The following is a 19,602-nucleotide window of genomic DNA, read 5'->3' on the forward strand; positions in this document are numbered from 1 at the left end:
CGGGACCGTCACCGTGACGACGGATCCGTACGTCACGTCGGCGGTCAGCGTTCCGTCGTGTCGCCGCACCACTTGGGCGACGAGCGCCGGGCCCAGGCCGTGTTGCTCGGGTTCGATACCGGACTTGGTCGAGTAGCCGCGCTGCATGGAACGCTCGAAGGCGTCGTCATCCATACCCGCACCGCTATCGGCCACGCGCAACGACAACTCCGCCTCCTGCAAGGACACCGTCACCTCGACCCAAGGATCCTCGCGGTCACACGCGTCCATCGAATTGTCGATCAGGTTGCCCAGCGCGGTGATCATCTCCTGCGCCGACAGCGGCACGTCGTCCGTGTCCGACGGCAGATTCGTGTCCTCGGTGATCGTCAGGGCGATGCCACGCTCGTCTGCCTGCGCCGTCTTGCCCAGCAAGAGCGCGACGAGTGCCGGTTCGCCGACGTCGTGCGACAACCGGTCCACCAAGCGCTGGGACAGGGCCAACTCGTCGGTCGCGAATCGGACCGCGTCATCCGGCTGGCCCATCTCGACCATGGTGATCACGGTGTGCAGCTTGTTGGCCGCCTCGTGCGCCTGGGCGCGCAGCGAGTCGGTCAGGATCTGCAGCGAGCTCAATTCGCCCAGCGCACCCTGTAATTCGGTACGGTCCCGGACGGCGACCACTTCCGAATGAGCTGAGTCGGCGACGTCGGTGACGTGCACCTCGTCGCGCGCGCCAGGGCGTAGTCGCGCAGGAACTCCGGCAGATCTGCTTGGGTCACCCGGCCCGGCGCCAGTCCGAGCAGTCGGCGCGCCTCGTCGTTGACCAGAACCACCCTGTCTCGGTCGAGCATGACGAGTCCCTCGGACACCGAATGCAGGATGGCGTCGTGATGTTCGTACATCACCCGCAGTTCGTCGGGCGGAAGCCCGTGAGTCTGGCGCAGGAGACGGCGCCGGATCGCCCACACTCCGATGAGTGAAAGAGCAAGGGCCCCAATGCCGACGTAGGCGATCATCGGCCACTGGTCGCGCTAACGCTCGGCCAGCGTCTGCTGCGTGATGCCCGCGGAGACCAGGCCGATCACCCGGCCGGAGGAGTCAAGCACCGGCACGACCGCCCGGATCGACGGACCGAGTGTGCCGGTGTACACCTCGCTGAACGTCTCGCCGCGCAGCGCGGGTTCGATGGTCCCGAGGTAGTGGCCGCCGATCTGGCTGGGATCGGTGTGCGTGAAACGGGTTCCGCCGGGCGACGTGATCGTGATGAAGGCGATGTCGGTGTTGGTGCGCACCGCCTCGGTGACGGGCTGCAGCAGCTGCGTGGCTTTCCCCGATTCGATCGCCTGCGCCGTCGAGGGGGAGTCGGCCAGCGCCGTCGCGATGCTGACCACCTGCTGGCGTGCCGCGGAATCGCCATCCCGGCGGGCGTCGACCAGGGCCAGCGCGCTGCCGACCAACACCACCACGGCGATCACCGCGATCTGCAGGGCGATTCCTTGGCCGGCCAACGAGCGTGGCCACCACCTGCGGATCGTCACCGATGTAGTTCCTGGGCCGTGACCTCCAGGATGTCGTCCGCGCGGCCGACCGCCAGGAAGTGACCGGCGCCCTCGACCTGATGCCAGACGGCGCCAGGCATGCGGTCGGCCACCGTTTCGTTGATGTACGCGGCGACGAGCCGATCGTCGCTGCCCTGCCACATGTGGACCGGGCGCGTGATCGAGGATACGTCGAAAGCCCAACGCCGATAGAGGAGTTCACTGTCGCGAACCAACCCCATGCTGCCGTGGGCGAAGCACTCCGCGCTCGCCTCGCCGAACGCCGCCGCAACCTCTGGCTGAAGAAGGACACGTCGGTCGTAGTCGTTGACGGCCTTCCGGGCCTGCTCCACGTAGGTAGCGCGGAACCGTTTGGCGACCAGGCCGAGGGTGGCGTACATGAGCCGGAAGCCGGGGCGAAAGCGCAGAGCGAGTGCGCCACCGAGCGCGTCGGCCTTCGACAGGTGATCCGCTGCCCAATTGTCACCGAACGCTCCGTAGCTTCCCCCCGCAATGCTGGTGACGTGGCGCAACCGATCGGGATCGAGGTAGGCGGCCGCCGCCAGTGCCCACGGGCCACCCTCGGACCAGCCCGTCACTCCGAATTCGTGGTGCCCCAGCGCATCGGCGATGGTCGTCAGGTCGTCGGCCCAACCTTGGTAGGTGCGTTCTCGTTGCGGGCTGGACCGTCCCATCCCGGGTCGGTCCACGCATACGAAGCGGAGCCGGTGCTGCGTCGCCGAACGCGCGAATAGGCGAGCTTCGAGGCGGCTACTGGGGCCCCCGTGATTGTGAATGACCAGCGGTCCGTCGGGGTGTCCAACCTGCAGGTAGCTGAGCGTGCGGCCGTCCGCGGTGACGACTTCGCCTCCCCGCTCGTTCACGTCATCCACCACGCTGGTGAACGTACCTCGCGCCGACTGGACCGACCCGGGTTACGGCAGTGGCAAGTGGTTACACGGGTTGCGGTTCGCGACAAGTCCATCACGCGGATTGCGGCGCAAATCCGAACTAAATGAACTAAAGCGTGACCCGCGTCACCTATGGGAACACCATCCTTGCAGACCACATTCGCCGGTCCGACCAAGGAACCTCGCAGCAATTAGGAGCTCAGCCATGACCGACCAGCTGGACACGTCCTCCCCACCGAAGAAGCGTGACCGCACGCACTGGCTCTACATCGCCGTGATCGTCGCGGTCGTCGCCGGCGTCGCCGTCGGACTCCTCGCTCCCGACGTCGGCAAGAGCGTCGGCGTCCTTGGCACGATGTTCGTCAGCCTGATCAAGATGATGATCGTCCCGGTGATCTTCTGCACCATCGTGCTGGGCATCGGCAAGGTGCGGGCCGCCGCGACCGTCGGCAAGGTCGGTGGGCTGGCGTTCGTCTACTTCCTGGCGATGTCGACGGTCGCCCTGGCCATCGGTCTGGTCGTGGGGAACCTGCTGAGCCCGGGAACCGGCCTCAACCTCGAGGCGACGTCGAGCAAGGGTAGTGCGTTGGCCGATACCGCCCACGAGGCCGGCGGCCCGATGGAGTTCGTCCAGCACATCATTCCGACCTCGTTGTTCTCGTCGCTGACCGAGGGCAACGTTCTGCAGGCGTTGTTCGTCGCCCTGCTCGTCGGATTCGCGCTCCAGGGGATGGGTGCCGCGGGCGACGGCATCCTCCGCGGCATCGAGGCGGTGCAGAAGCTGGTGTTCAAGGTGCTCGCCATGATCCTGTGGCTCGCTCCGATCGGTGCGTTCGGCGCGATCGCGAACGTCGTCGGTCAGACCGGCTGGAGCGCCGTCACCCAGTTGCTGACGCTGATGCTGATGCTTCCACATCACCTGCATCCTGTTCGTGTTCGGCGTACTCGGCGTGCTGCTCCGCGCAGTGGCAGGGGTGTCAATCTTCCGCCTGGTCCGCTACCTGGCCCGCGTGTACCTGCCGATCTTCGCCACGTCGTCCTCTGAGTCGGCCCTGCCCCGCCTGATCGCGAAGATGGAGCACCTGGGTGTCGAGAGGACGACCGTTGGTGTGGTGGTCCCGACCGGCTACTCGTTCAACTTGGACGGCACGGCGATTTATCTGACCATGGCGTCGCTGTTCGTCGCGGATGCCATGGGCCAGCCGCTGGCCATCGGTGAGCAGATCTCGCTGCTGGTGTTCATGATCGTCGCCTCGAAGGGCGCCGCAGGCGTCAGCGGTGCGGGTTTGGCCACGCTCGCAGGCGGACTGCAGAGCCACCGCCCCGACCTGCTCGACGGCGTCGGTCTGATCGTCGGCATCGACCGGTTCATGTCCGAGGCTCGCGCGGTGACGAACTTCTCCGGCAAAACCGTGGCGACGATGCTGGTCGGTTCGTGGACCAAGACCGTGGACAGCGAACAGGTCGAGAGGGTTCTCAGTGGCCAGGATCTGTTCGACGAGTTGACCATGCTGGATGACCACGATTCACGCGCCGAAGAGCCTGCGCAGGCGAAACTCCCTGCGCCGGTGTAGGGCGCACCATGCGAAGGACCCGGTCGGAACTCCCCGACCGGGTTCTTCCATGTGGGCCGCCACATACCCGGTGCGGTGAACCATCCGACGACCCGTCTCGTCTATTCCAGTAACGGCTCAGTTCGGCCGAACGAGACGGGTGTGACCGCGAGATCGCCACGCCCCCAACGAGAACGGAGGTCTGCAATGCGTTCGGCACTGTTGACTCTGGTTGCCCTGGCCGCGGTGGCCGTCGGAATTCTGCTCACCCCCGCAGAAGACGCGTCGGCGCAGTCGAGCGGGGCGATCGTCACGATCGGGCAGCTCGAGGCCCAGGGGTTCCACGTCAACGTCGATCGCGTTGGCAGCGCACCACTTTCGGACTGCGACGTCACCAGCGTTCGCAACCCCCAGGAGCAGACGCAGCTTGTCCGGATAAACCGGCGCAGTGGCGCGGACCAATTCATTCAGGTCGTCGTCAACCGCTCCATCACGGTGTCGCTGGACTGTTCCCGCCGCTGAAGCCTCGGCTCAGCGCGTGCAGTCCAGGGATACCGAAATCGTCTGGCTGGTCACCTGGGGAATGAGGACGCGGTCACCGTTGTTGCCGGGACCGACGAAGGGCACGAGCTGCGACACGCTCTGCGGATTGCGCACGCTGGTGACCTGGCACTCCGAAATGGGAGCCGTGCCGATTCTGTCGATGGTGACGGTGTAGCCCTCGGACTGAAGCCGGCTGATGACGTCCTGCGCCGGTTCCGCGCTGGCGAGCACCGCAGGCGCCAGAGCGGCTCCGCATACCCCGATGGCCGCCGCGGCGACCGCCCACTTCGTACGCATCGTGCGCCTTCCTGTCAGGTTGCTGGCAATCATCCACTATCGTCGTGTCAGCGGTATCGGGGCGGCAGACCCGAAACTCAGGCAGTGCAATCCAGCGACACGGAAATCGATCGGCTGACGACGATCTCGACGATCCGATACTTGCGATTGCCATTCTCGTCTCTCCGACCGTAGTAGTCGCGGACGTTGCGAGTCTGGTCCTGCGGGTTGCGGACGCTGGTGACGACGCAGTCGTCGATCCGGCCGCTGCCGACCCGGTCGACGTTCACTGTGAAGCCCTCCGCCTGAAGCTGGGCGATGGTCTCCTGTGCCGTCTGATCGGCGTGCGCGACCGCGGACGGCGCGACGAGGGAAACGCACACCGAAGCGGCGAATGTGACGAAAGTGGCGAGAATCAACGATGGACGCATCTGCGCCCCCTATCTTTGAGGTAATCCTTCACCCATACATCGCCGCTGGCACCGGTTTCGTTGCACTCCCGGCTCCGCCGTCCGAACTGCCAACTTCAGCCGCGGACGCCATTAACATCGCGGCCAACAGGGAGGAACTGAGATGCAGAGCACGATGCAGGACATCCCGCTGGCCGTCACGACGATCATGCGCTACGCCTGCGAGGTCAACGGCGATCGCACCGTCACCACCGCCATGGGTGACGGCCGCTACCGCACGGGCAGCTACCGGGAGCTCGGCGAGCAGGTCGGCCGGCTCGCGAATGCGTTGAGAGAAGTCGGCATCACCGGCGATGACCGCGTCGGCACGTTCATGTGGAACAACGCCGAGCACCTGGCTGCCTACCTGGCGGTGCCGTCGATGGGTGCGGTGTTGCACACGCTGAACATCCGGTTGTCGCCGGAACAGATCGCATACATCGCCAACGAGGCCGAGGACAAGGTGATCGTCGCCGACCTGTCGTTGACGGCCCAACTCGCGCCGGTGCTGCCGCTGCTGGACACCGTGCACACCGTGCTCGCGGTCGGCGCGGGCGATCTCGCGCCGCTGACGGCGTCCGGCAAGACCGTGTTGCGCTACGACGATGCTCTGGCCGCCCAGTCGCCGGACTTCGACTGGCCGGTGATCGTCGAGACCGATGCGGCGGCCATGTGCTACACCAGCGGCACGACGGGCAACCCAAAAGGCGTTGTCTACAGCCATCGTTCGAGCTATCTGCACGCCATGAGCACGTGCAGTGCGAATACGCTGGGGATCGGCGCAGAGGACTCGGTGCTGCCGATCGTGCCGATGTTCCACGCCAACGCCTGGGGACTGCCGTATGCGGCGCTGATGGCGGGCGCCGACCTCGTGCTGACCGACCGCTTCCTGGACGCGAAGTCGATCATCGACGTCATCGAGACGCAACGGCCCACCGTGGCGGGTGCGGTGCCGACCATCTGGAACGACGTGATGCACCGCCTGGAAACGTCTGCCGGCCATGATATCTCGTCGCTGCGCTTGGTGTCGTGTGGCGGATCGGCGGTCCCGGTGTCGCTCATGAAGGCGTTCGAGGAGAAGTTCGACGTCCAGATTCGACAACTATGGGGGATGACCGAGACGTCGCCGGTGGCGACCATGGCGTGGCCGCCGCCGGGCGTGTCCGACGACGAGCACTGGGCCCTGCGGGCAACTCAGGGCAGGCCGATGTGCGGCGTCGAGGTTCGCATCGTCGACGACGCAGGCGGTCCGCTTCCCCACGATGGCAAGGCGGTCGGCGAACTCGAGGTTCGCGGCCCGTGGATCACCGGTTCGTATTACCAGAACCGCGACGAATCCAAGTTCGCCAGCGGGTGGTTGCGCACCGGCGACGTGGGTCGCATCGATCCGCTCAGCTACGTGACATTGACCGACCGCGCCAAGGACGTCATCAAATCCGGCGGCGAATGGATCTCGTCGGTGGACCTGGAGAACCACCTCATCGCGCACCCTTCGGTGTTGGAAGCCGCGGTGGTGGGCGTGCCCGACGAACGCTGGCAGGAACGGCCACTGGCCGCCGTGGTGCTCCACGAAGGTGCCGACGCCACCCCTTCGGAGTTGCGAGAGTTCCTGGCGGACAGAGTCGTTCGTTGGTGGCTGCCCGAACGCTGGACGTTCGTCGACCAGGTGCCGCGGACCAGCGTCGGCAAGTACGACAAGAAGACCATTCGTGCCCGGCACGCCGAGGGCGAGTACGAGGTGCACGAGCACCGCGACTAGCGCCCGACCCGAGGGTGACGGGCTTGACGGGCTACCGCTCGGCGCGCTGGTAGGCCGTGACGACGGCGGCGCCGCCGAGTCCGATGTTGTGCTGCAGGGCGGCGGTGACGCCGTCGACCTGACGCCTGTCGGCGGTGCCGCGCAGCTGCCAGGTCAGCTCGGCGCACTGCGCCAAACCGGTGGCGCCCAGCGGATGCCCCTTCGAGATCAGCCCACCCGACGGGTTGACCACCCAGCGGCCGCCGTAGGTGGTGTCGCCGTCGTCGATCAGCTGGGGCGCGTCGCCGTCGGCGCAGAGCCCCAACGCCTCGTACAGCAGGAGCTCGTTCGCCGAGAAGCAGTCATGCAACTCGATGACCTGGAAGTCCTCTGGACCGAGACCGGACTGATCGTAAACCTGTTTGGCCGCTTGAACATTCATGTCATAGCCGATGATGTTGGCCGCACTCCCGTCGAAGGTGCTGGCGAAGTCCGTGGTCATCGACTGACCAACGATCTCGACGGCTTGGTGGGCCAACCCGTGCTCGTCCAAGAAATCCTCGCTCACCACGATCGCCGCACCCGAGCCGTCGGACGTGGGGGAGCATTGCAGCTTGGTCAGGGGGTCGGAGATCATCCTGGCGCCCAGGATGTCGTCGAGGCTGTACTCCTCCTGAAACTGCGCATACGGGTTGTTCACGGAGTGCTTGTGGTTCTTGTAGCCGATCTTCGCGAAGTGCTCGGCCGTGGTGCCGTACTTCTTCATGTGCTCGCGGCCCGCCGCGCCGAACATCCACGGCGCTACCGGAAATGCGAACTCATCGATCTTCGCGAGCGCCTTGACGTGGTTGCCCAACGGGGACTCTCGGTCCTCGGCGCCGCCGCCGAGTGAGCCCGGCTGCATCTTCTCGAAGCCGAGTGCGATGACGCAGTCGGCCAGGCCGCCGCGGATGGACTGCGCGGCGAGGTACAGCGCCGTGGAACCGGTCGAACAGTTGTTGTTCACGTTGACGATCGGGATGCCCGTCATCCCGAGCTCGTAAAGCGCCCGCTGCCCGGACGTCGAGTCGCCCGAGCAGTACCCGACGTAACCCTGCTGCACGGCGTCATAGGAGATGCCGGCATCCTCGAGGGCCTTGGTGCCCGACTCCTTGGCCATCTGCGGGTAGTCCCAGCCCTCACGGCGGCCCGGCTTCTCGAACTTCGTCATCCCGACGCCGACGACGAACACCCTGTTCTTGTTCCGGACCATGGTCTATCCCTTCGTTGCGCTGCGTTTCCAGCAACGTAACAGCGGAGCAGATCGATCCGGCGTCGCGGTCAGCTGTATTCCAACCACCAGTTGTGCAGGTCGTCCATGTTGTCGCTCTGCACGTCGGCCAGCATCAGATCGTCGTCCTGGGTCCACGTGACGTCGGCGTTGCCCTGGTACGTGCCGCACGCGACCGAACCGGCTACCGCGTCGGGAGTGGCCTTGTAGTGCCACGTGATCGGCGAATTGGAGTCGGCGCCCGGGCAGCGCAGGAGTTCCTCGTTCTCCTTGATGGACGAGTCGAACTGCTGGGCCAGTGTGTCCTTGTTCGCGAAGATCGAGTAGCGCGCAGCTGCAGGCCCACCGGGCTGCGTGGACTGGCGGCAGTCGACGGTCGCCAGTGCGCCCGGCGCGGGCGGGACTGCCTTCTCGCAGACGCTCGTCGGATAGCCCGTCGGGATCAGGGCCATCAACTGGGCGTCGAAGCCGCGGGGATCGCCGGCGTCGGTCGTGCGGGGCGTGGTGGTGCGCGTGGTCGACGTTTTCTCACGCGCCGTGGAGGTTTTCGACGTCGTCAAGATCGAACTGTCCGCGCTGTCCGACCTGGTCAGCAGAAACGTGCCGACGGCGCCCAGGACGAGGATCAGCACCCCGGCCACGACGACGATGGGTACCCACGGAGTCTTCTTGCCGCCCTGAGGGTTTGAGCCCGGTGGAGGCTGGTTCCACGGCGGCGTGCCACCGGGGGGCGGCGGTGGCCCGCCGGTGAAGCCGTACTGCTGCGGCGGTGGCGGCGTCGTCGCGTACGGAGGCGGGGTCACCGGGTACGGCGGGGGAGTCGCGCCGGGTGTCGGCGTCGCCCCGAACGGAGGTGGGTACGACGGGGGTGCGGTCGGGGGCGGGGCCGCCATCGTCGCCCCCTGACCGAGCGGCACGCCTCCTGGTGTCGTCGCGGCCTCGCTGCGCTGCAGGATCGTCGCCGCCTGGTCCTGATCGCGCGGCGTGAGCGCGGCGGTGGCCGCCGTCGCCAGATCCCCCGCGGTGGCGAAGCGTTCGCCGGGCTTCTTCGCCATGCCGCGGGCGATAACGTCGTCGAACGCCGTTGGAATGCCAGGCCTCTCGACGCTGGGCCGAGGGATGGGTTGCATGAGGTGCGCCGTGATGACGACGCTGACGCTGTCGCCGCCGTACGGCTGCGAACCGGCGAGGCATTCGTACAAGACGCAGGACAGCGCGTAGATGTCGGCGCGGTAGGTGACCTCGTCACCGGAGAAGCGCTCCGGCGCCATGTACGCGTAGGTGCCCACGGCGGTACCCAGCTCGGTCAGCTTCTCGTCGGTGGCGGCGTTCGCGATGCCGAAGTCCACTAGGTACGCGAAGTCGTCGCGGGTGATCAGGATGTTCTCGGGCTTGACGTCGCGGTGCATGATGCCGCTCTCGTGCGCGGCGTCGATCGCCGACGCCACCTGCCGCACGATCGCGACGGCCCGTGCCGGCGTCATCGGGCCGAAGTTCTTCAGCAGCTTGCGCAGGTCCGACCCGTTGATCATGCGCATGTCGACGAACAGCACGCCGTCGATCTCGCCGTAGTCGTGGATCGGCACCACGTGGGGTTCCTGCAGACGTCCAGCCGAATGTGCCTCGCGCTGAAGGCGCTTGCGGAACACGGAGTCGTGGGAGACGCTCTCGGGAAGGAGTTTGAGGGCGACGACGCGGTCCTTGACGGTGTCCTCGGCCTCGTAGACCTCGCCCATGCCGCCCTTGCCGATCAGCCGCAAAAGGCGGTAGTGACCAAACATCGTGCCTTCGCGCGACTTCGGCTCGGTCATCTGATGTCTCCTCGCACCCAAACCGCGGCACGTGCCCCGGTGCCAGCAGTCACCTTAATGCGTGGTCGGGGTACCGACAGCGGAACCATCAGCGTCACTGGGAGGGAGACGAACTCGTGGTCGTAGAGGGGGATGCGGTCACCTGGCCCAGCGCTGCCGTTGACGGGCCAACGCGGACCTTCGAAAAGCCATGGTCAGTAGGGCGCAGCCTGGCGGACCTCGAAGACGAACTCGTGGTCGCAGATCCGGATCCGGTCACCGTGGCCGAGCGTCGCGGTGCCGCGAATCCGCTGATTGCCGACGAACACGCCGTTCGCCGAATGTAGGTCGGTGATCACGTAACTCGTTCCCGTGTCGATGATCACCGCGTGGTGCCTGCTGACATTGGCGTTGTCGAGAACGATTTCGTTTTCCGGCAGCCGCCCGATCCTGGTCGCCGCCGCGAGCAGCGGATGGCGGCCCTGCTCAACCGATCTGGGGCCCGACGTCGCGCGGAGGTAGGCCATCGCGATCTGGGTGCCAACCGCGGTCCTGGCGTCGACGCTGTTGATCGTGTGCACCGCGGTGGTCTGGGCGGCCTTCCTGGTGTTCAACGGTTCCTGGCGCAGGATCCGCTCGTGCAAGGCGCGGACGGACGGCCCCGGGTCGATGCCGAGGTCGTCGGCCAGCGTGGACTTCAGTCGCTGATGCGCTTCCAGGGCGTCGGATTGGCGTTCGGAGACGTAGTAGGCGGTGATCAGCTGCGTCCACAGTGGCTCGCGGTAGGGGTGTTCGCCGACCAGTGCCTCCAGTTGCCCGATGACGGCATGACCGCGGTTGCAGGCGATCTCGGCCGCCGCGTGCGCGGTGTGCGCGACGACCTTGTCCTCGACCAACGCCGTGGCGAACGGCGAAACGAACTCGAAGTCACGAAGGTCGTGGAGGACCGGACCGCGCCACTCGGCCAGCGCGTCCGACAGGTGCCTGCTGGCCTGCTCGAACTGGCCCGCGGCGGCGGCCTGCACGCCGGCGGTCCTGTGGGCGACGAACCGGCCGATGTCGCAGTCGGCGTCCGCGATCGCCAGCCGGTACCCCGGCGGCGCGCTGGCCAGCACGGTCTTTGCGTCGAGTCCGGCACCCGCAACGAGTCGGCGCAGATTCGAGATGTAGGAGTGCAGGCTCGCCTTCGGTTCGGGCGGCGGGAATTGCTCCCAGGCCGCGTTGACCAGCGACTCGCTGCTGACCGGGCGGTTGCGGCTCATCACCAGCATCGCCAGCACCGCACGCTGTTTGGGCGTACCCAGAGGCAGATGGACGCCGTTCGCAGCCAGCTGCAACGGACCGAGGATGCCGAAGTCGAGAATCATCACCGGCAATTGTGCAATCTAGCGGTGCCGCGTGGTGTAGATCTTCAATAGAACGTGTTCTAGTTCTCCGCCGAGAGGAATGACGCATGCCGTTGCGAGTGGTGCAGTGGGCAACCGGCGGGGTCGGCATCGCCGCCATCAAGGGAGTGCTCGAACATCCCGACCTCGAGTTGGCGGGCTGCTGGGTGCATTCGGAAGCCAAGAGCGGCAAGGACGTCGGCGAGATCGTCGGCATCGAGCCTATTGGCGTGACCGCCACCAACGACGTCGAGGCGATTCTCGGTCTCGGCGCGGACGCCGTCATCTACTCACCGCTGATGCCCAATCCCGACGAGGTCGCCGCGCTGCTGCGGTCCGGCAAGAACGTCGTCACCCCCGTCGGCTGGTTCTATCCGGGCGAGAAGGAGGCCGCCCCGCTGCGCGCGGCGGCGTTGGAGGGCGGCGTCACGCTGCACGGCACTGGCATCGCGCCCGGCGGCATCAGCGAGAAGTTTCCGTTGCTGTTCTCGATCATGTCGACCGGCGTGACCTTCGTTCGCGCCGAGGAGTTCTCAGATCTGCGCACCTACGACGCGCCGGACGTGCTGCGCTACGTGATGGGCTTCGGCGACACTCCGGAGAAGGCGCTGACCGGTCCGATGCAGAAACTGCTCGACGGCGGATTCATGCAGTCGGTGCGGATGTGCGTCGACGAGATGGGCTTCGCCGCCGACCCGAAGATCCGTGCCACCCAGGAGATCGCCGTAGCGACCGCACCCATCGACTCGCCGATGGGCGCCATAGAGCCTGGACAGGTGGCGGGCCGGAGGTTCCACTGGGAAGCGGTCGTGGGTGACGAGGTCGTCGTTCGCGTCACCGTCAACTGGTTCATGGGTCAGGAGAACCTGGATCCCGCATGGACTTTCGGCCCTGCGGGGGAGCGCTACGAGATGGAGGTCAAGGGCAATCCCGACTTCACCGTCACCATCAAGGGCTTCCAACCCGACACTGTCGAGGAGGGGCTGAAGAGCAACAACGGCATCGTCGCGACCGCTGCGCACTGCGTGAACTCGATCCCGGCGGTGTGCGCGGCCGCGCCGGGCATCGCCACCTACCTCGACCTACCGCTGATCAGCGGCAAGGCGGCGCCGCACCTGCGCTGAAGCTGAGGGTGAGGCGGCCGGCGAAATCGCCGGTGGGCGCAACGCGGCCGGCCCGCCCACGCTTGGTTCACGTGGCCGGCCCGACGGAGAGGGTCAGCAGTAGTAGTAGTAGGTGGTTCCTTCGGTTTCGAGATTCCAGCAGACGTCGGCGTTGGCGGCTCCGGCGGCTCCGACGGCGGCGGCTCCAAAACCCGCGGCCAGTACGGCGGCGCTGGCGGCGGTGACGACGAGGGTGTGGATGCGGTTCATCATGTGGATCACTCCTGGGTGGTGGTTGAGATGACACCCATAGAGTCGCGCCTAGCTCTGGGCGAATTCTTGGAACATTCTGGGCGTGCCCCCCGAGGCTTCGGTGAGGAGTGCGACGCGGCCCCCAAGATCCGTCACGGGCGCACCAGGATCCTGATCGGGTCACCGTCCGCGTTCTCGAGCTTGTCGATGCCCTCGGCGACGTTCTCGAGCGAGACGACGTCGCTGATCGAACGCGACAGATCGAGGCGGCCCCGCGAGACCAGGTTGGCCAGCGTGCCGATGTCGGCGTTCTGGTAGCCGAGATGGCCCAGGACCTGCCTCTTGAAGAGATTGAAGATCGACGTCGGTCCGATGGTGGGCGCATCGGCGCTCATCCCGATGCCGACCAGCCGCCCGCCGACCGTCAAACTGTTCAATGCCTGCTCGAACGTGGACTTAAGGCCGACCGCGTCGAACGCGACGTCGAGGTTGCGGCCGCCGGTGGCTTCGGCGATCTTGGCGTGGAGGTCGCCGTCGCGAGCGTCGAAGGCGTAGTCGGCCCCCACGGCTAGCGCCCGGTCCAGAATGGCGGGCTTGATGTCCACCGCGATGATCGGGGCGGCGCCGACCAGTCGGGCCAACTGGACAACGTGGGTGCCGAGGCCGCCGACGCCCCACACTCCGACGGACTCGCCGATGCCGAGTTTGGCCGTTCGCACCACCGCGCCGTAGGGCGTCGACACCGCGTCGGCGAGGATCGCGGCCTGCTCCAACGGGACGTTGTCCGGAATCCTGGTCAGCCCGAACGCTTGTGCCACGGTGTACTCCGCCCAGGCCCCGTCGTAGGCGAAAGCCATCAGGCGGATGTGCAGGCAGTTCGAGACATCGCCGCGCCGGCAGTTCGCGCACTCCTGACACGGCCGGCCGGCGGCCACCACCACCCGGTCGCCCTCGGCCCATCCCGTGACACCGGGTCCGAGCTTGGCGACGGTGCCCGATGCCTCGTGGCCCTGCGTGACGACCGGCAGTTGAGAAGGGAAGGTGCCGTTGATCAGGCTCAGATCCGAATGGCAGATGCCGCAGAACGCGACCTTGACCAGAACCTCGCCCTGGCCGAGCTCCGGGATCGGAACATTCTCCACCGCAATCGTTTTGGAGTCTGCATAGAAGCGCTGCGCCCTCATCGTGTCGGCCATGCGGATCCCTTCGTCGCGTGTCGCGGTACCCGGGGGTACCATCTCCATCATGGCGCAGCCGTTGGTGGTCGAGCAATCACGGGCGATACCCGTAACCCAGGAGGCGGCGTTCGACGGCACCGTCCCGATTCCCTTGCCTACACTCTTCCACCGCTGGTATGGCCCGATTCCGCCGATCAAGGCGGTGCAGGATCAGACCGGTGACTGGGATGCGGTCGGCAAGACCCGCACCGTGTTCCTGACGGGCGGCGGCAGCATGCGCGAGGAACTCACCTCCTACGACGCGCCCGCATCATTCGGCTACACGCTGTCCGACGTCAAGGGACCGCTGGCGCCGTTGGTGGAGCACGTCGAGGGCCTGTGGGTCTTCACGCCCGTGGGCACCGGGACCAAGGTCACGTGGCGCTGGACGATCCACCCGCGTTCCGCGTTCGCCGCTCCGCTGCTGCCCGTGTTCGGCAAGCTGTGGCTTGGTTACGCCCGTCAGTCGCTAGAGGAACTGTCGAACCAGCTGGTGCGCTGACCGCGTCGCGGTCACGGAATCCGGTAGAAGGGGTTCGGTAGCAGATAGGTCTGCGCAGCGGAACCGCCCGCGAGGTCCGACGGCTGGTCGCCAAGGTTCGCGATGATCGTGTACCCCTGCGCCTCTAGTTCCGCGCGCTGAGGAGCCTTGAAGTCGGCCGCCGAATCAAATTGCGCCCCAACGGGTTCCATGATCAGCTGGCGAAAACCGCTATACCCGACGTCGGCCAGGTTGCGCTCGGTGGCGACCCGCTGCGACTCGTCGCGGCCGGTGATGAAGAAGACCGCCGCGCCGCTGTCCCCGGCGGTGGTGAAGACGTCCAGCGTCGGCGGAATCACCGTCGACTGCGCGGTGAGATCCCACGCCCGCCACCCGCACGGCCCGGCGGGAAGCTCCGTGCATGGACCGTCGATGACGCGTCCGAAGTCATTGGCCCGGATGACCTCCCAGTTCGAGAGCGCCGTTTCGTCGATGTCGAAGACGACCGCGGGTCGGTCCACTCGCGGCGCCTCCTCGGCGATCCAGGTGATCGCCGGCGCCGTGGCAAGCTGCAGATCCGTCAGGTACGCCCCGCTGTCGTAATAGTCGACGGCATCGGCCTTGAGGTCGCCGATGTTGGCGGGCTGCACCGGTGCCGGAACGATCGGCGCCGGTGGAGCCGGGGGTTCGGCGTACGCCGCGGGTGGTCCGCACACGAGCAGGGCGGCAGCGCCGAGAGAGGCCAGCGCGGGGCGTCCGATCACGTAGTGAACCATACGGTGGCACACTCGGCTCCTGTGACGAAACGCGGACTGGTGCTGGCCGGTGGGGGACTCGCGGGCATTGCCTGGGAAACGGGGATCCTTCGAGGTATTGCCGACGAGGCGCTCGACGCGGCCCGCACTGCTCGACGCGGACGTTCTGCTCGGCACGTCGGCCGGGTCGACGGTGGCCGCGCAGATCGGCAGCGGCACCATCCTCGACGAACTCTTCGCGGCTCAGGTGTCCCCGGACACCCTCGAGATCGACCCCGGCGTAGGCATCGACGACATCACCGGGTTGTTCATGACGGCGATTATGACGCCCGACACGGCGACGGAGGAGAAGCTGCAGCGCATCGGCGCTGTCGCGTTGGCCACCGAGACCGTTGCCGAACCGGTCCGCAGGGCCGTGATCGGGCATCGGCTGCCCTCTCGCGATTGGCCCGACCGGGTGCTGCGGGTGACGGCCATCGACGTCGCCACGGGTGAGCTGGTGGTCATCGACCGCCACTCGGGCATAGCCCTGGTCGACGCCGTGGCGGCCAGCTGCGCGGTGCCCGGGGCCTGGCCGTCGGTGACCGACGCCTCGTGGACGGTGGCGTCGGCAGCACCGTGAACATGACGGTGGCGTCGGACTGCGATGCGGTCGTCGTACTGGTGCCGTCGAGCGAGACGACGCCGTCACTGTTCGGCGGTGGCGCGGTGGCCGAGATCACCGCGTTTCCCGGGAAGGCCTTGGCCCTCTTCGCCGACGATGCGGCGATCTGCGCGTTCGGGCCCAATCCGCTGGACCCGGCATGCCGGATCCCATCGGCGAATGCCGGTCGCGCACAGGGGCGGCGGGACGCGGCGCGAATCGTCCGGTTCCTAGGCGCGTGAGGTTCGCGGCACGAGGGTGTCGAGCGCCGCAGCGGCGAATTCCTGGCCGATGTCGATGACCTCCTCGGCGCGGTGGAACTCCAGGCTCCTGGCCGCGGTGCGGGGCACTTCGATGAGAAGGTCGGGCGGATGGGCCGCGAGGGTGTGGCGCATCAGGGCGGACTGCGCGATGTCGATGGCGCGGTTCAGCACCTCGAAACCGCCGAGCTTCGGCACCGACGATTCGGTGTGATCGTCGTGGTCGTCCGTCTCCACGCCGTCGTTGGCGAACCGGCTTGGCACCGTCTTGGCCGCCGGGGTGTCGAGCAGCAAGCGGGCGGTACTGGTGTCGAGCAAAGCCGTTGTGCTGCGCCACATTCGGTTGAGCAGTTCGGTGGCGGGGCCCGCTTCGGGTTCGGCGTCGGCCCGGTGGGGGTCATCGCCGCCCAAGCTCACGGCGATGATCAGGTCGGCGTTCACCGCGGCGAGCGGTGCCATCGGCAATGGATCCAGGATGCCGCCATCGGCGAGTAGTCGGCCGTCCAGAACGTGCGGCTTGATCACGCCGGGAATCGCGATCGACGCACGGATGGCCGTGTCGACCGGTCCGCGCTGCAGCCACACGGACTTGCCCGCGATCAGATCCGTGGTCACCGCCGTGTACGGGATCGGGAGATCTTCGATGACGGCCTCGCCGAGGATCTCGCGGACCGCGTCGAGGATCTTCTCCGCGCGCAGCACGCCCGCGGACGTCAGCGACGGGTCGAGCAGTCGCAGCACCGCCCGCTGCGTCAGGGAGGTCGCCCAGGCCGTGTACTCGTCGAGCTTGCCTGCGGCCTCCAGCCCACCGACGAGCGCTCCCATGGACGACCCGGAGATGCCGACGATCTCGTGCCCGCGTTCGCGCAGCTCGTTGATCACCCCGATGTGCGCATAACCCCGCGCGCCACCGCTACCGAGACAAAGCGCCACTCGCATGGGCCCATTGTCGTCTGGTTACGTCGGCGCCGAAGTGGGAACCCTGCCCGACACGTTGGGAAAACTTCGTTCGGTCGTCCTCGACACGCAGGATCCGCGCCGACTGGCGGCCTTCTATGCGGCCGTCCTCGGTGGGGACGTGGAGGCAGAGGATGACTCGTTGGTCGTGCTCACCGATCCGGCCGGCAGGCGATTGGCGTTTCAGTCGTCGCCCGATCATCAGCCACCGCAGTTCCCGGACCCGCGTGGATCACAGCAGTTCCTCTTGGACGTCGAAGTGGACGACGTAGACGGATTGGACGAAGTGGAGTCAAAGTTGTTGGCGCTGGGCGCAACCCGGGTGATCGACGCGTTCGGCGAAGGCGACTTCCGGGTGTGCCGGGACCCGGCAGGACATCCGTTCTGCCTGGTGTGGAACGTACAGGGCTAGCAGCCCACCCTGGCGAAGAAGGCCGCGGCGACCAAACCGATGATCAGGGCAACGGTGGGTTGTCCGCTGGAGAGAGCCACGACGACGCCCATGACGGCGCCGACGGCGATGACGAACAGGAGAATGCCCAACAACACCCGCATGCCGTTGATCGACCCGTGGGCGGCAGGCGGCATGGCAGTCCGAGACTGGCCCAGCTTGCCGTTCTCTGGTCCGATCATTGACCCTCCAATGGTGACGAGGGTCACATAGTACCCAACTTTGTGATCGAGACCACAACACGTAGACGCGCTAATTGTTTGTGCGCCAAAAGTTTCGAGTCTTCGGCGGGCCGCCTCGTCTGACGGGCGGTGTCATTCCGGCGTTCGCCGACTGTCCAAACACGATGTCATCGAGACGGATTCGTCCCCACGACACCAGCCAGTCCGCCACGCGGACCGATCGGCCGTGGCAGTGTTGGCGCGATGACGGACGGGGCACTGCAGCGGTCCCGACTGCGGGAGATGGCCGGCAAAGTGGGCAGGCCCCGGTTCCAGGACGTCGTCGCCGGTCTCGTCACGGGCCTGTTCTCGACACCCGAGGGCATGGCCTACGCCAGCATCGGTGGCTTCAATCCGGTATCAGGCCTCTACTCGGGCATGTTGTCCACCGTTCTCGGTTCGCTGTTCGCCAGGACCGTGCTGATGGTGACCACGCTGACGAGTGCGCTGGCGCTGACGTCGCGCGGTGTGCTGACGGCCGTCGGCCTGGACCCGACCGACCCGGCGAACGTCGCGGGTCGATCATGAACTTCGTCTCAAACGCGGTGATGACGGGTTTCACGACGGGTATGGCAGTGCAGATCGTCGCCGGGGTGATCACCGACACCACCGGCTACCGACCGCAGAGTCACAATACGATTCTCAAGTTCGTCGAGGCGTTCGGGAACGTGGCGTCGTGACAGACGGCGCCGTGCCTGGTGCCGGTCGCGACGGTGGCCGTGTGGCTGGTGTTTCACCTCGTCAAGCGAGTCGAGGCATTCGCGATCCTAGTCGCCCTCGTGGTGGTGACGGTGGCCGTCGTCATCCTGCACGTCGACGTCGAGGACGTCGGCGACATCTCTTCGATCCCGAATGCGTTCCCGCCCTTGGTGTTACCTAATTTCGAGGCGATACCAGCATTGCTGGGCGGCGGACTTGCCGTCGCGCTGGTGGGACTCGCACAAGCGGCGGGAATCGCTGCGGCAGTGCCGAATCCGGACGGCAGTCGGTCAAACACCTCGAGGGACTTCGTCGCGCAGGGAGCGGCCAACCTGGCCGGAGGCTTTCTCGGCGCGCTGCCCACCGGTGGCTCGCTGTCGCGTACCGGGGTGGCGGTGTCGGCGGGTGCGCACACCCGCTGGGCAGGGATCTTCGCCGGTGTCTGGCTGACTGTGCTCGTCGTGCTCGCCGAGCTAATTCCGATACCGGACGCGGCGGCATGGACGACGTACTGGGACCCGACGGCATCGTGCCCGCGACCACCCGGGTGTTCGGCGCGCTCGACGAGGCGCTCGACCGCGGTCGACGCTGGATCGCCGAGCAGTCGCAAGCACCCGACGGCGGCGTTTCCGACACCCGTGATTAAAAGTGCGTCAGCCGCACAGATCGTCCGCGGCGGCCTCGGCCGCGACGATCACCGCCGACTGCCGGGCAGGGGTAAGTCGAGACCAGGGTGCGTCGAACGTTCCGGGTCCCGCGGCGTCCGACTTCTGCAGGCTCTCCAGATACGGCTCGAATTGCGTCTTCTGGTCGCCGCCCCGCTCCAGCATCCACACCTTCGCAGCGCGGCAGGCCTGGAAGTACTCGTCCTCGGTCGACTCCGCCGGGGCGCCGACCGCGGTCGTGACACCGTTCGGGGACACACCGACGGCTCCCGGCGCCGCCGTGTGAGTCTGCAGGGTCGTCGTGGTCGGCGTCGCGGCGCTGACGGACGCCGATGACGACGAGGGGGAATCAGCGCCGTCGGATCCGGAAGAGCAGCCGGCGAGGAGGGCTGCCACGGCTGCCACGGCGACGATCGGGTAGCTGCGCATGCCGCCAATCTATGCAACACTCGCCATCATGTTG

Annotated in this window: 20 protein-coding genes and 4 pseudogenes; 11 read left to right on the forward strand and 13 right to left on the reverse strand. The window is 66.8% G+C overall.

Going from position 1 to position 19,602, the window contains the following annotated elements; genetic code table 11:
* Together VET27_RS00100 and VET27_RS00105 are read right to left on the reverse strand one after the other, a co-directional pair.
* Window positions 1-1,514, reverse strand: a pseudogene (locus tag VET27_RS00100) (ATP-binding protein); the annotation flags it as partial.
* A 2-nt stretch (window positions 1,515-1,516) separates the two neighbouring features.
* Window positions 1,517-2,416, reverse strand: a complete 900-nt coding sequence (locus tag VET27_RS00105) for an alpha/beta fold hydrolase (protein WP_526514360.1) — start codon at window positions 2,414-2,416, stop codon at window positions 1,517-1,519.
* 220 nt (window positions 2,417-2,636) lie between these two features.
* On the opposite strand from VET27_RS00105, the pseudogene VET27_RS00110 reads away from it, so the two are divergent.
* Both VET27_RS00110 and VET27_RS00115 read left to right on the forward strand, forming a co-directional pair.
* Window positions 2,637-4,005 (forward strand): annotated as a pseudogene (locus VET27_RS00110) (dicarboxylate/amino acid:cation symporter).
* 186 nt (window positions 4,006-4,191) lie between these two features.
* Window positions 4,192-4,506 carry a hypothetical protein gene (locus tag VET27_RS00115; protein WP_526514361.1) on the forward strand — a complete coding sequence of 105 codons (315 nt, stop codon included), beginning with the start codon at window positions 4,192-4,194 and terminating at the stop codon, window positions 4,504-4,506.
* 9 nt (window positions 4,507-4,515) lie between these two features.
* On the opposite strand, the gene VET27_RS00120 is transcribed toward VET27_RS00115, so the two are convergent.
* Both VET27_RS00120 and VET27_RS00125 read right to left on the reverse strand, forming a co-directional pair.
* On the reverse strand, window positions 4,516-4,824 hold the full coding sequence (locus VET27_RS00120) for a hypothetical protein (RefSeq protein ID WP_526514362.1): 309 nt from the start codon (window positions 4,822-4,824) through the stop codon (window positions 4,516-4,518).
* Between the two features lie 77 nt (window positions 4,825-4,901).
* Window positions 4,902-5,234, reverse strand: coding sequence for a hypothetical protein (locus VET27_RS00125; protein WP_526514363.1), 333 nt, complete (start codon window positions 5,232-5,234; stop codon window positions 4,902-4,904).
* Window positions 5,235-5,376: 142 nt separating this feature from the next.
* Between VET27_RS00125 and VET27_RS00130 the strand changes: the two genes are divergently transcribed.
* Window positions 5,377-7,011: a long-chain fatty acid--CoA ligase gene (locus VET27_RS00130; protein WP_526514364.1), complete on the forward strand. Its 1,635-nt coding sequence runs from the start codon at window positions 5,377-5,379 to the stop codon at window positions 7,009-7,011.
* A gap of 31 nt (window positions 7,012-7,042) precedes the next feature.
* On the opposite strand, the gene VET27_RS00135 is transcribed toward VET27_RS00130, so the two are convergent.
* The 3 genes from VET27_RS00135 to VET27_RS00145 form a co-directional block, all read right to left on the reverse strand.
* Window positions 7,043-8,242, reverse strand: coding sequence for a thiolase family protein (locus tag VET27_RS00135; protein ID WP_526514365.1), 1,200 nt, complete (start codon window positions 8,240-8,242; stop codon window positions 7,043-7,045).
* A gap of 68 nt (window positions 8,243-8,310) precedes the next feature.
* A complete protein-coding gene (locus VET27_RS00140) occupies window positions 8,311-10,071 on the reverse strand; it encodes a serine/threonine-protein kinase (RefSeq protein WP_526514366.1) in 1,761 nt (586 codons plus the stop codon).
* Between the two features lie 194 nt (window positions 10,072-10,265).
* Entirely contained in the window at window positions 10,266-11,417 is a 1,152-nt protein-coding gene (locus VET27_RS00145) for a BTAD domain-containing putative transcriptional regulator (RefSeq protein ID WP_526514367.1), read from the reverse strand.
* A gap of 86 nt (window positions 11,418-11,503) precedes the next feature.
* Between VET27_RS00145 and VET27_RS00150 the strand changes: the two genes are divergently transcribed.
* Complete coding sequence (locus tag VET27_RS00150) at window positions 11,504-12,559, forward strand: NAD(P)H-dependent amine dehydrogenase family protein (protein WP_526514368.1); 1,056 nt, start codon at window positions 11,504-11,506, stop codon at window positions 12,557-12,559.
* Window positions 12,560-12,652: 93 nt separating this feature from the next.
* Here VET27_RS00150 and VET27_RS00155 read toward each other — a convergent pair whose 3' ends face one another.
* Together VET27_RS00155 and VET27_RS00160 are read right to left on the reverse strand one after the other, a co-directional pair.
* Entirely contained in the window at window positions 12,653-12,811 is a 159-nt protein-coding gene (locus VET27_RS00155) for a hypothetical protein (RefSeq protein WP_526514369.1), read from the reverse strand.
* A gap of 131 nt (window positions 12,812-12,942) precedes the next feature.
* A complete protein-coding gene (locus VET27_RS00160; protein WP_526514370.1) occupies window positions 12,943-13,986 on the reverse strand; it encodes a zinc-binding dehydrogenase in 1,044 nt (347 codons plus the stop codon).
* A gap of 49 nt (window positions 13,987-14,035) precedes the next feature.
* Here VET27_RS00160 and VET27_RS00165 point away from each other — a divergent pair, with 49 nt between their 5' ends.
* Window positions 14,036-14,509, forward strand: coding sequence for an SRPBCC family protein (locus tag VET27_RS00165; RefSeq protein WP_526514371.1), 474 nt, complete (start codon window positions 14,036-14,038; stop codon window positions 14,507-14,509).
* Between the two features lie 11 nt (window positions 14,510-14,520).
* On the opposite strand, the gene VET27_RS00170 is transcribed toward VET27_RS00165, so the two are convergent.
* Entirely contained in the window at window positions 14,521-15,252 is a 732-nt protein-coding gene (locus VET27_RS00170) for an HAD family acid phosphatase (protein ID WP_526514372.1), read from the reverse strand.
* A gap of 33 nt (window positions 15,253-15,285) precedes the next feature.
* On the opposite strand from VET27_RS00170, the pseudogene VET27_RS00175 reads away from it, so the two are divergent.
* Window positions 15,286-16,128: pseudogene (locus VET27_RS00175) on the forward strand (patatin-like phospholipase family protein).
* Here VET27_RS00175 and VET27_RS00180 read toward each other — a convergent pair.
* Complete coding sequence (locus VET27_RS00180; RefSeq protein ID WP_526514373.1) at window positions 16,117-17,085, reverse strand: patatin-like phospholipase family protein; 969 nt, start codon at window positions 17,083-17,085, stop codon at window positions 16,117-16,119. The pseudogene VET27_RS00175 and the gene VET27_RS00180 sit on opposite strands and share 12 nt — an antisense overlap.
* Between VET27_RS00180 and VET27_RS00185 the strand changes: the two genes are divergently transcribed.
* The gene (locus VET27_RS00185) at window positions 17,084-17,515 is read left to right on the forward strand and encodes a VOC family protein (RefSeq protein WP_526514374.1); all 432 of its coding nucleotides are present in this window, start codon (window positions 17,084-17,086) and stop codon (window positions 17,513-17,515) included. The genes VET27_RS00180 and VET27_RS00185 overlap by 2 nt on opposite strands.
* On the opposite strand, the gene VET27_RS00190 is transcribed toward VET27_RS00185, so the two are convergent.
* On the reverse strand, window positions 17,512-17,736 hold the full coding sequence (locus tag VET27_RS00190; RefSeq protein WP_526514375.1) for a hypothetical protein: 225 nt from the start codon (window positions 17,734-17,736) through the stop codon (window positions 17,512-17,514). The genes VET27_RS00185 and VET27_RS00190 overlap by 4 nt on opposite strands.
* 243 nt (window positions 17,737-17,979) lie before the next feature.
* On the opposite strand from VET27_RS00190, the gene VET27_RS00195 reads away from it, so the two are divergent.
* The 4 genes and pseudogenes from VET27_RS00195 (at window position 17,980) to VET27_RS00210 (ending at window position 19,120) form a co-directional block, all read left to right on the forward strand.
* Window positions 17,980-18,303 (forward strand): SulP family inorganic anion transporter, encoded by a 324-nt coding sequence (locus VET27_RS00195; RefSeq protein ID WP_526514376.1) that lies wholly within the window; start codon window positions 17,980-17,982, stop codon window positions 18,301-18,303.
* Window positions 18,300-18,455 (forward strand): SulP family inorganic anion transporter, encoded by a 156-nt coding sequence (locus VET27_RS00200; protein WP_526514377.1) that lies wholly within the window; start codon window positions 18,300-18,302, stop codon window positions 18,453-18,455. The genes VET27_RS00195 and VET27_RS00200 overlap by 4 nt, the downstream gene beginning before the upstream one ends.
* Before the next feature lie 48 nt (window positions 18,456-18,503).
* A pseudogene (locus VET27_RS00205) lies at window positions 18,504-18,890 on the forward strand (SulP family inorganic anion transporter); the annotation flags it as partial.
* Window positions 18,891-18,973: 83 nt separating this feature from the next.
* Window positions 18,974-19,120, forward strand: coding sequence for a hypothetical protein (locus VET27_RS00210; RefSeq protein WP_526514378.1), 147 nt, complete (start codon window positions 18,974-18,976; stop codon window positions 19,118-19,120).
* A 7-nt stretch (window positions 19,121-19,127) separates the two neighbouring features.
* On the opposite strand, the gene lpqV is transcribed toward VET27_RS00210, so the two are convergent.
* The gene (gene lpqV, locus VET27_RS00215; RefSeq protein ID WP_526514379.1) at window positions 19,128-19,568 is read right to left on the reverse strand and encodes a lipoprotein LpqV; all 441 of its coding nucleotides are present in this window, start codon (window positions 19,566-19,568) and stop codon (window positions 19,128-19,130) included.
* Between the last annotated feature and the right edge of the window lie 34 nt (window positions 19,569-19,602).

The organism is Mycobacterium sp. (assembly GCF_035633495.1).
Classification (GTDB): domain Bacteria; phylum Actinomycetota; class Actinomycetes; order Mycobacteriales; family Mycobacteriaceae; genus Mycobacterium.

Excerpts from the sequence above, each read along its gene's own strand:
- VET27_RS00180 (WP_526514373.1), bottom strand. The coding sequence starts at position 17,085 with ATGCGAGTGGCGCTTTGTCTCGGTAGCGGTGGCGCGCGGGGTTATGCG.
- VET27_RS00120 (WP_526514362.1), bottom strand. The coding sequence starts at position 4,824 with ATGCGTACGAAGTGGGCGGTCGCCGCGGCGGCCATCGGGGTATGCGGA.
- VET27_RS00135 (WP_526514365.1), bottom strand. The coding sequence starts at position 8,242 with ATGGTCCGGAACAAGAACAGGGTGTTCGTCGTCGGCGTCGGGATGACG.
- VET27_RS00115 (WP_526514361.1), top strand. The coding sequence starts at position 4,192 with ATGCGTTCGGCACTGTTGACTCTGGTTGCCCTGGCCGCGGTGGCCGTC.
- VET27_RS00165 (WP_526514371.1), top strand. The coding sequence starts at position 14,036 with ATGGCGCAGCCGTTGGTGGTCGAGCAATCACGGGCGATACCCGTAACC.
- VET27_RS00155 (WP_526514369.1), bottom strand. The coding sequence starts at position 12,811 with ATGATGAACCGCATCCACACCCTCGTCGTCACCGCCGCCAGCGCCGCC.
- VET27_RS00185 (WP_526514374.1), top strand. The coding sequence starts at position 17,084 with ATGGGCCCATTGTCGTCTGGTTACGTCGGCGCCGAAGTGGGAACCCTG.
- VET27_RS00130 (WP_526514364.1), top strand. The coding sequence starts at position 5,377 with ATGCAGAGCACGATGCAGGACATCCCGCTGGCCGTCACGACGATCATG.
- VET27_RS00190 (WP_526514375.1), bottom strand. The coding sequence starts at position 17,736 with ATGATCGGACCAGAGAACGGCAAGCTGGGCCAGTCTCGGACTGCCATG.
- VET27_RS00150 (WP_526514368.1), top strand. The coding sequence starts at position 11,504 with ATGCCGTTGCGAGTGGTGCAGTGGGCAACCGGCGGGGTCGGCATCGCC.
- VET27_RS00210 (WP_526514378.1), top strand. The coding sequence starts at position 18,974 with ATGGACGACGTACTGGGACCCGACGGCATCGTGCCCGCGACCACCCGG.
- VET27_RS00200 (WP_526514377.1), top strand. The coding sequence starts at position 18,300 with ATGAACTTCGTCTCAAACGCGGTGATGACGGGTTTCACGACGGGTATG.
- lpqV (WP_526514379.1), bottom strand. The coding sequence starts at position 19,568 with ATGCGCAGCTACCCGATCGTCGCCGTGGCAGCCGTGGCAGCCCTCCTC.
- VET27_RS00140 (WP_526514366.1), bottom strand. The coding sequence starts at position 10,071 with ATGACCGAGCCGAAGTCGCGCGAAGGCACGATGTTTGGTCACTACCGC.
- VET27_RS00195 (WP_526514376.1), top strand. The coding sequence starts at position 17,980 with ATGACGGACGGGGCACTGCAGCGGTCCCGACTGCGGGAGATGGCCGGC.
- VET27_RS00160 (WP_526514370.1), bottom strand. The coding sequence starts at position 13,986 with ATGGCCGACACGATGAGGGCGCAGCGCTTCTATGCAGACTCCAAAACG.
- VET27_RS00125 (WP_526514363.1), bottom strand. The coding sequence starts at position 5,234 with ATGCGTCCATCGTTGATTCTCGCCACTTTCGTCACATTCGCCGCTTCG.
- VET27_RS00145 (WP_526514367.1), bottom strand. The coding sequence starts at position 11,417 with ATGATTCTCGACTTCGGCATCCTCGGTCCGTTGCAGCTGGCTGCGAAC.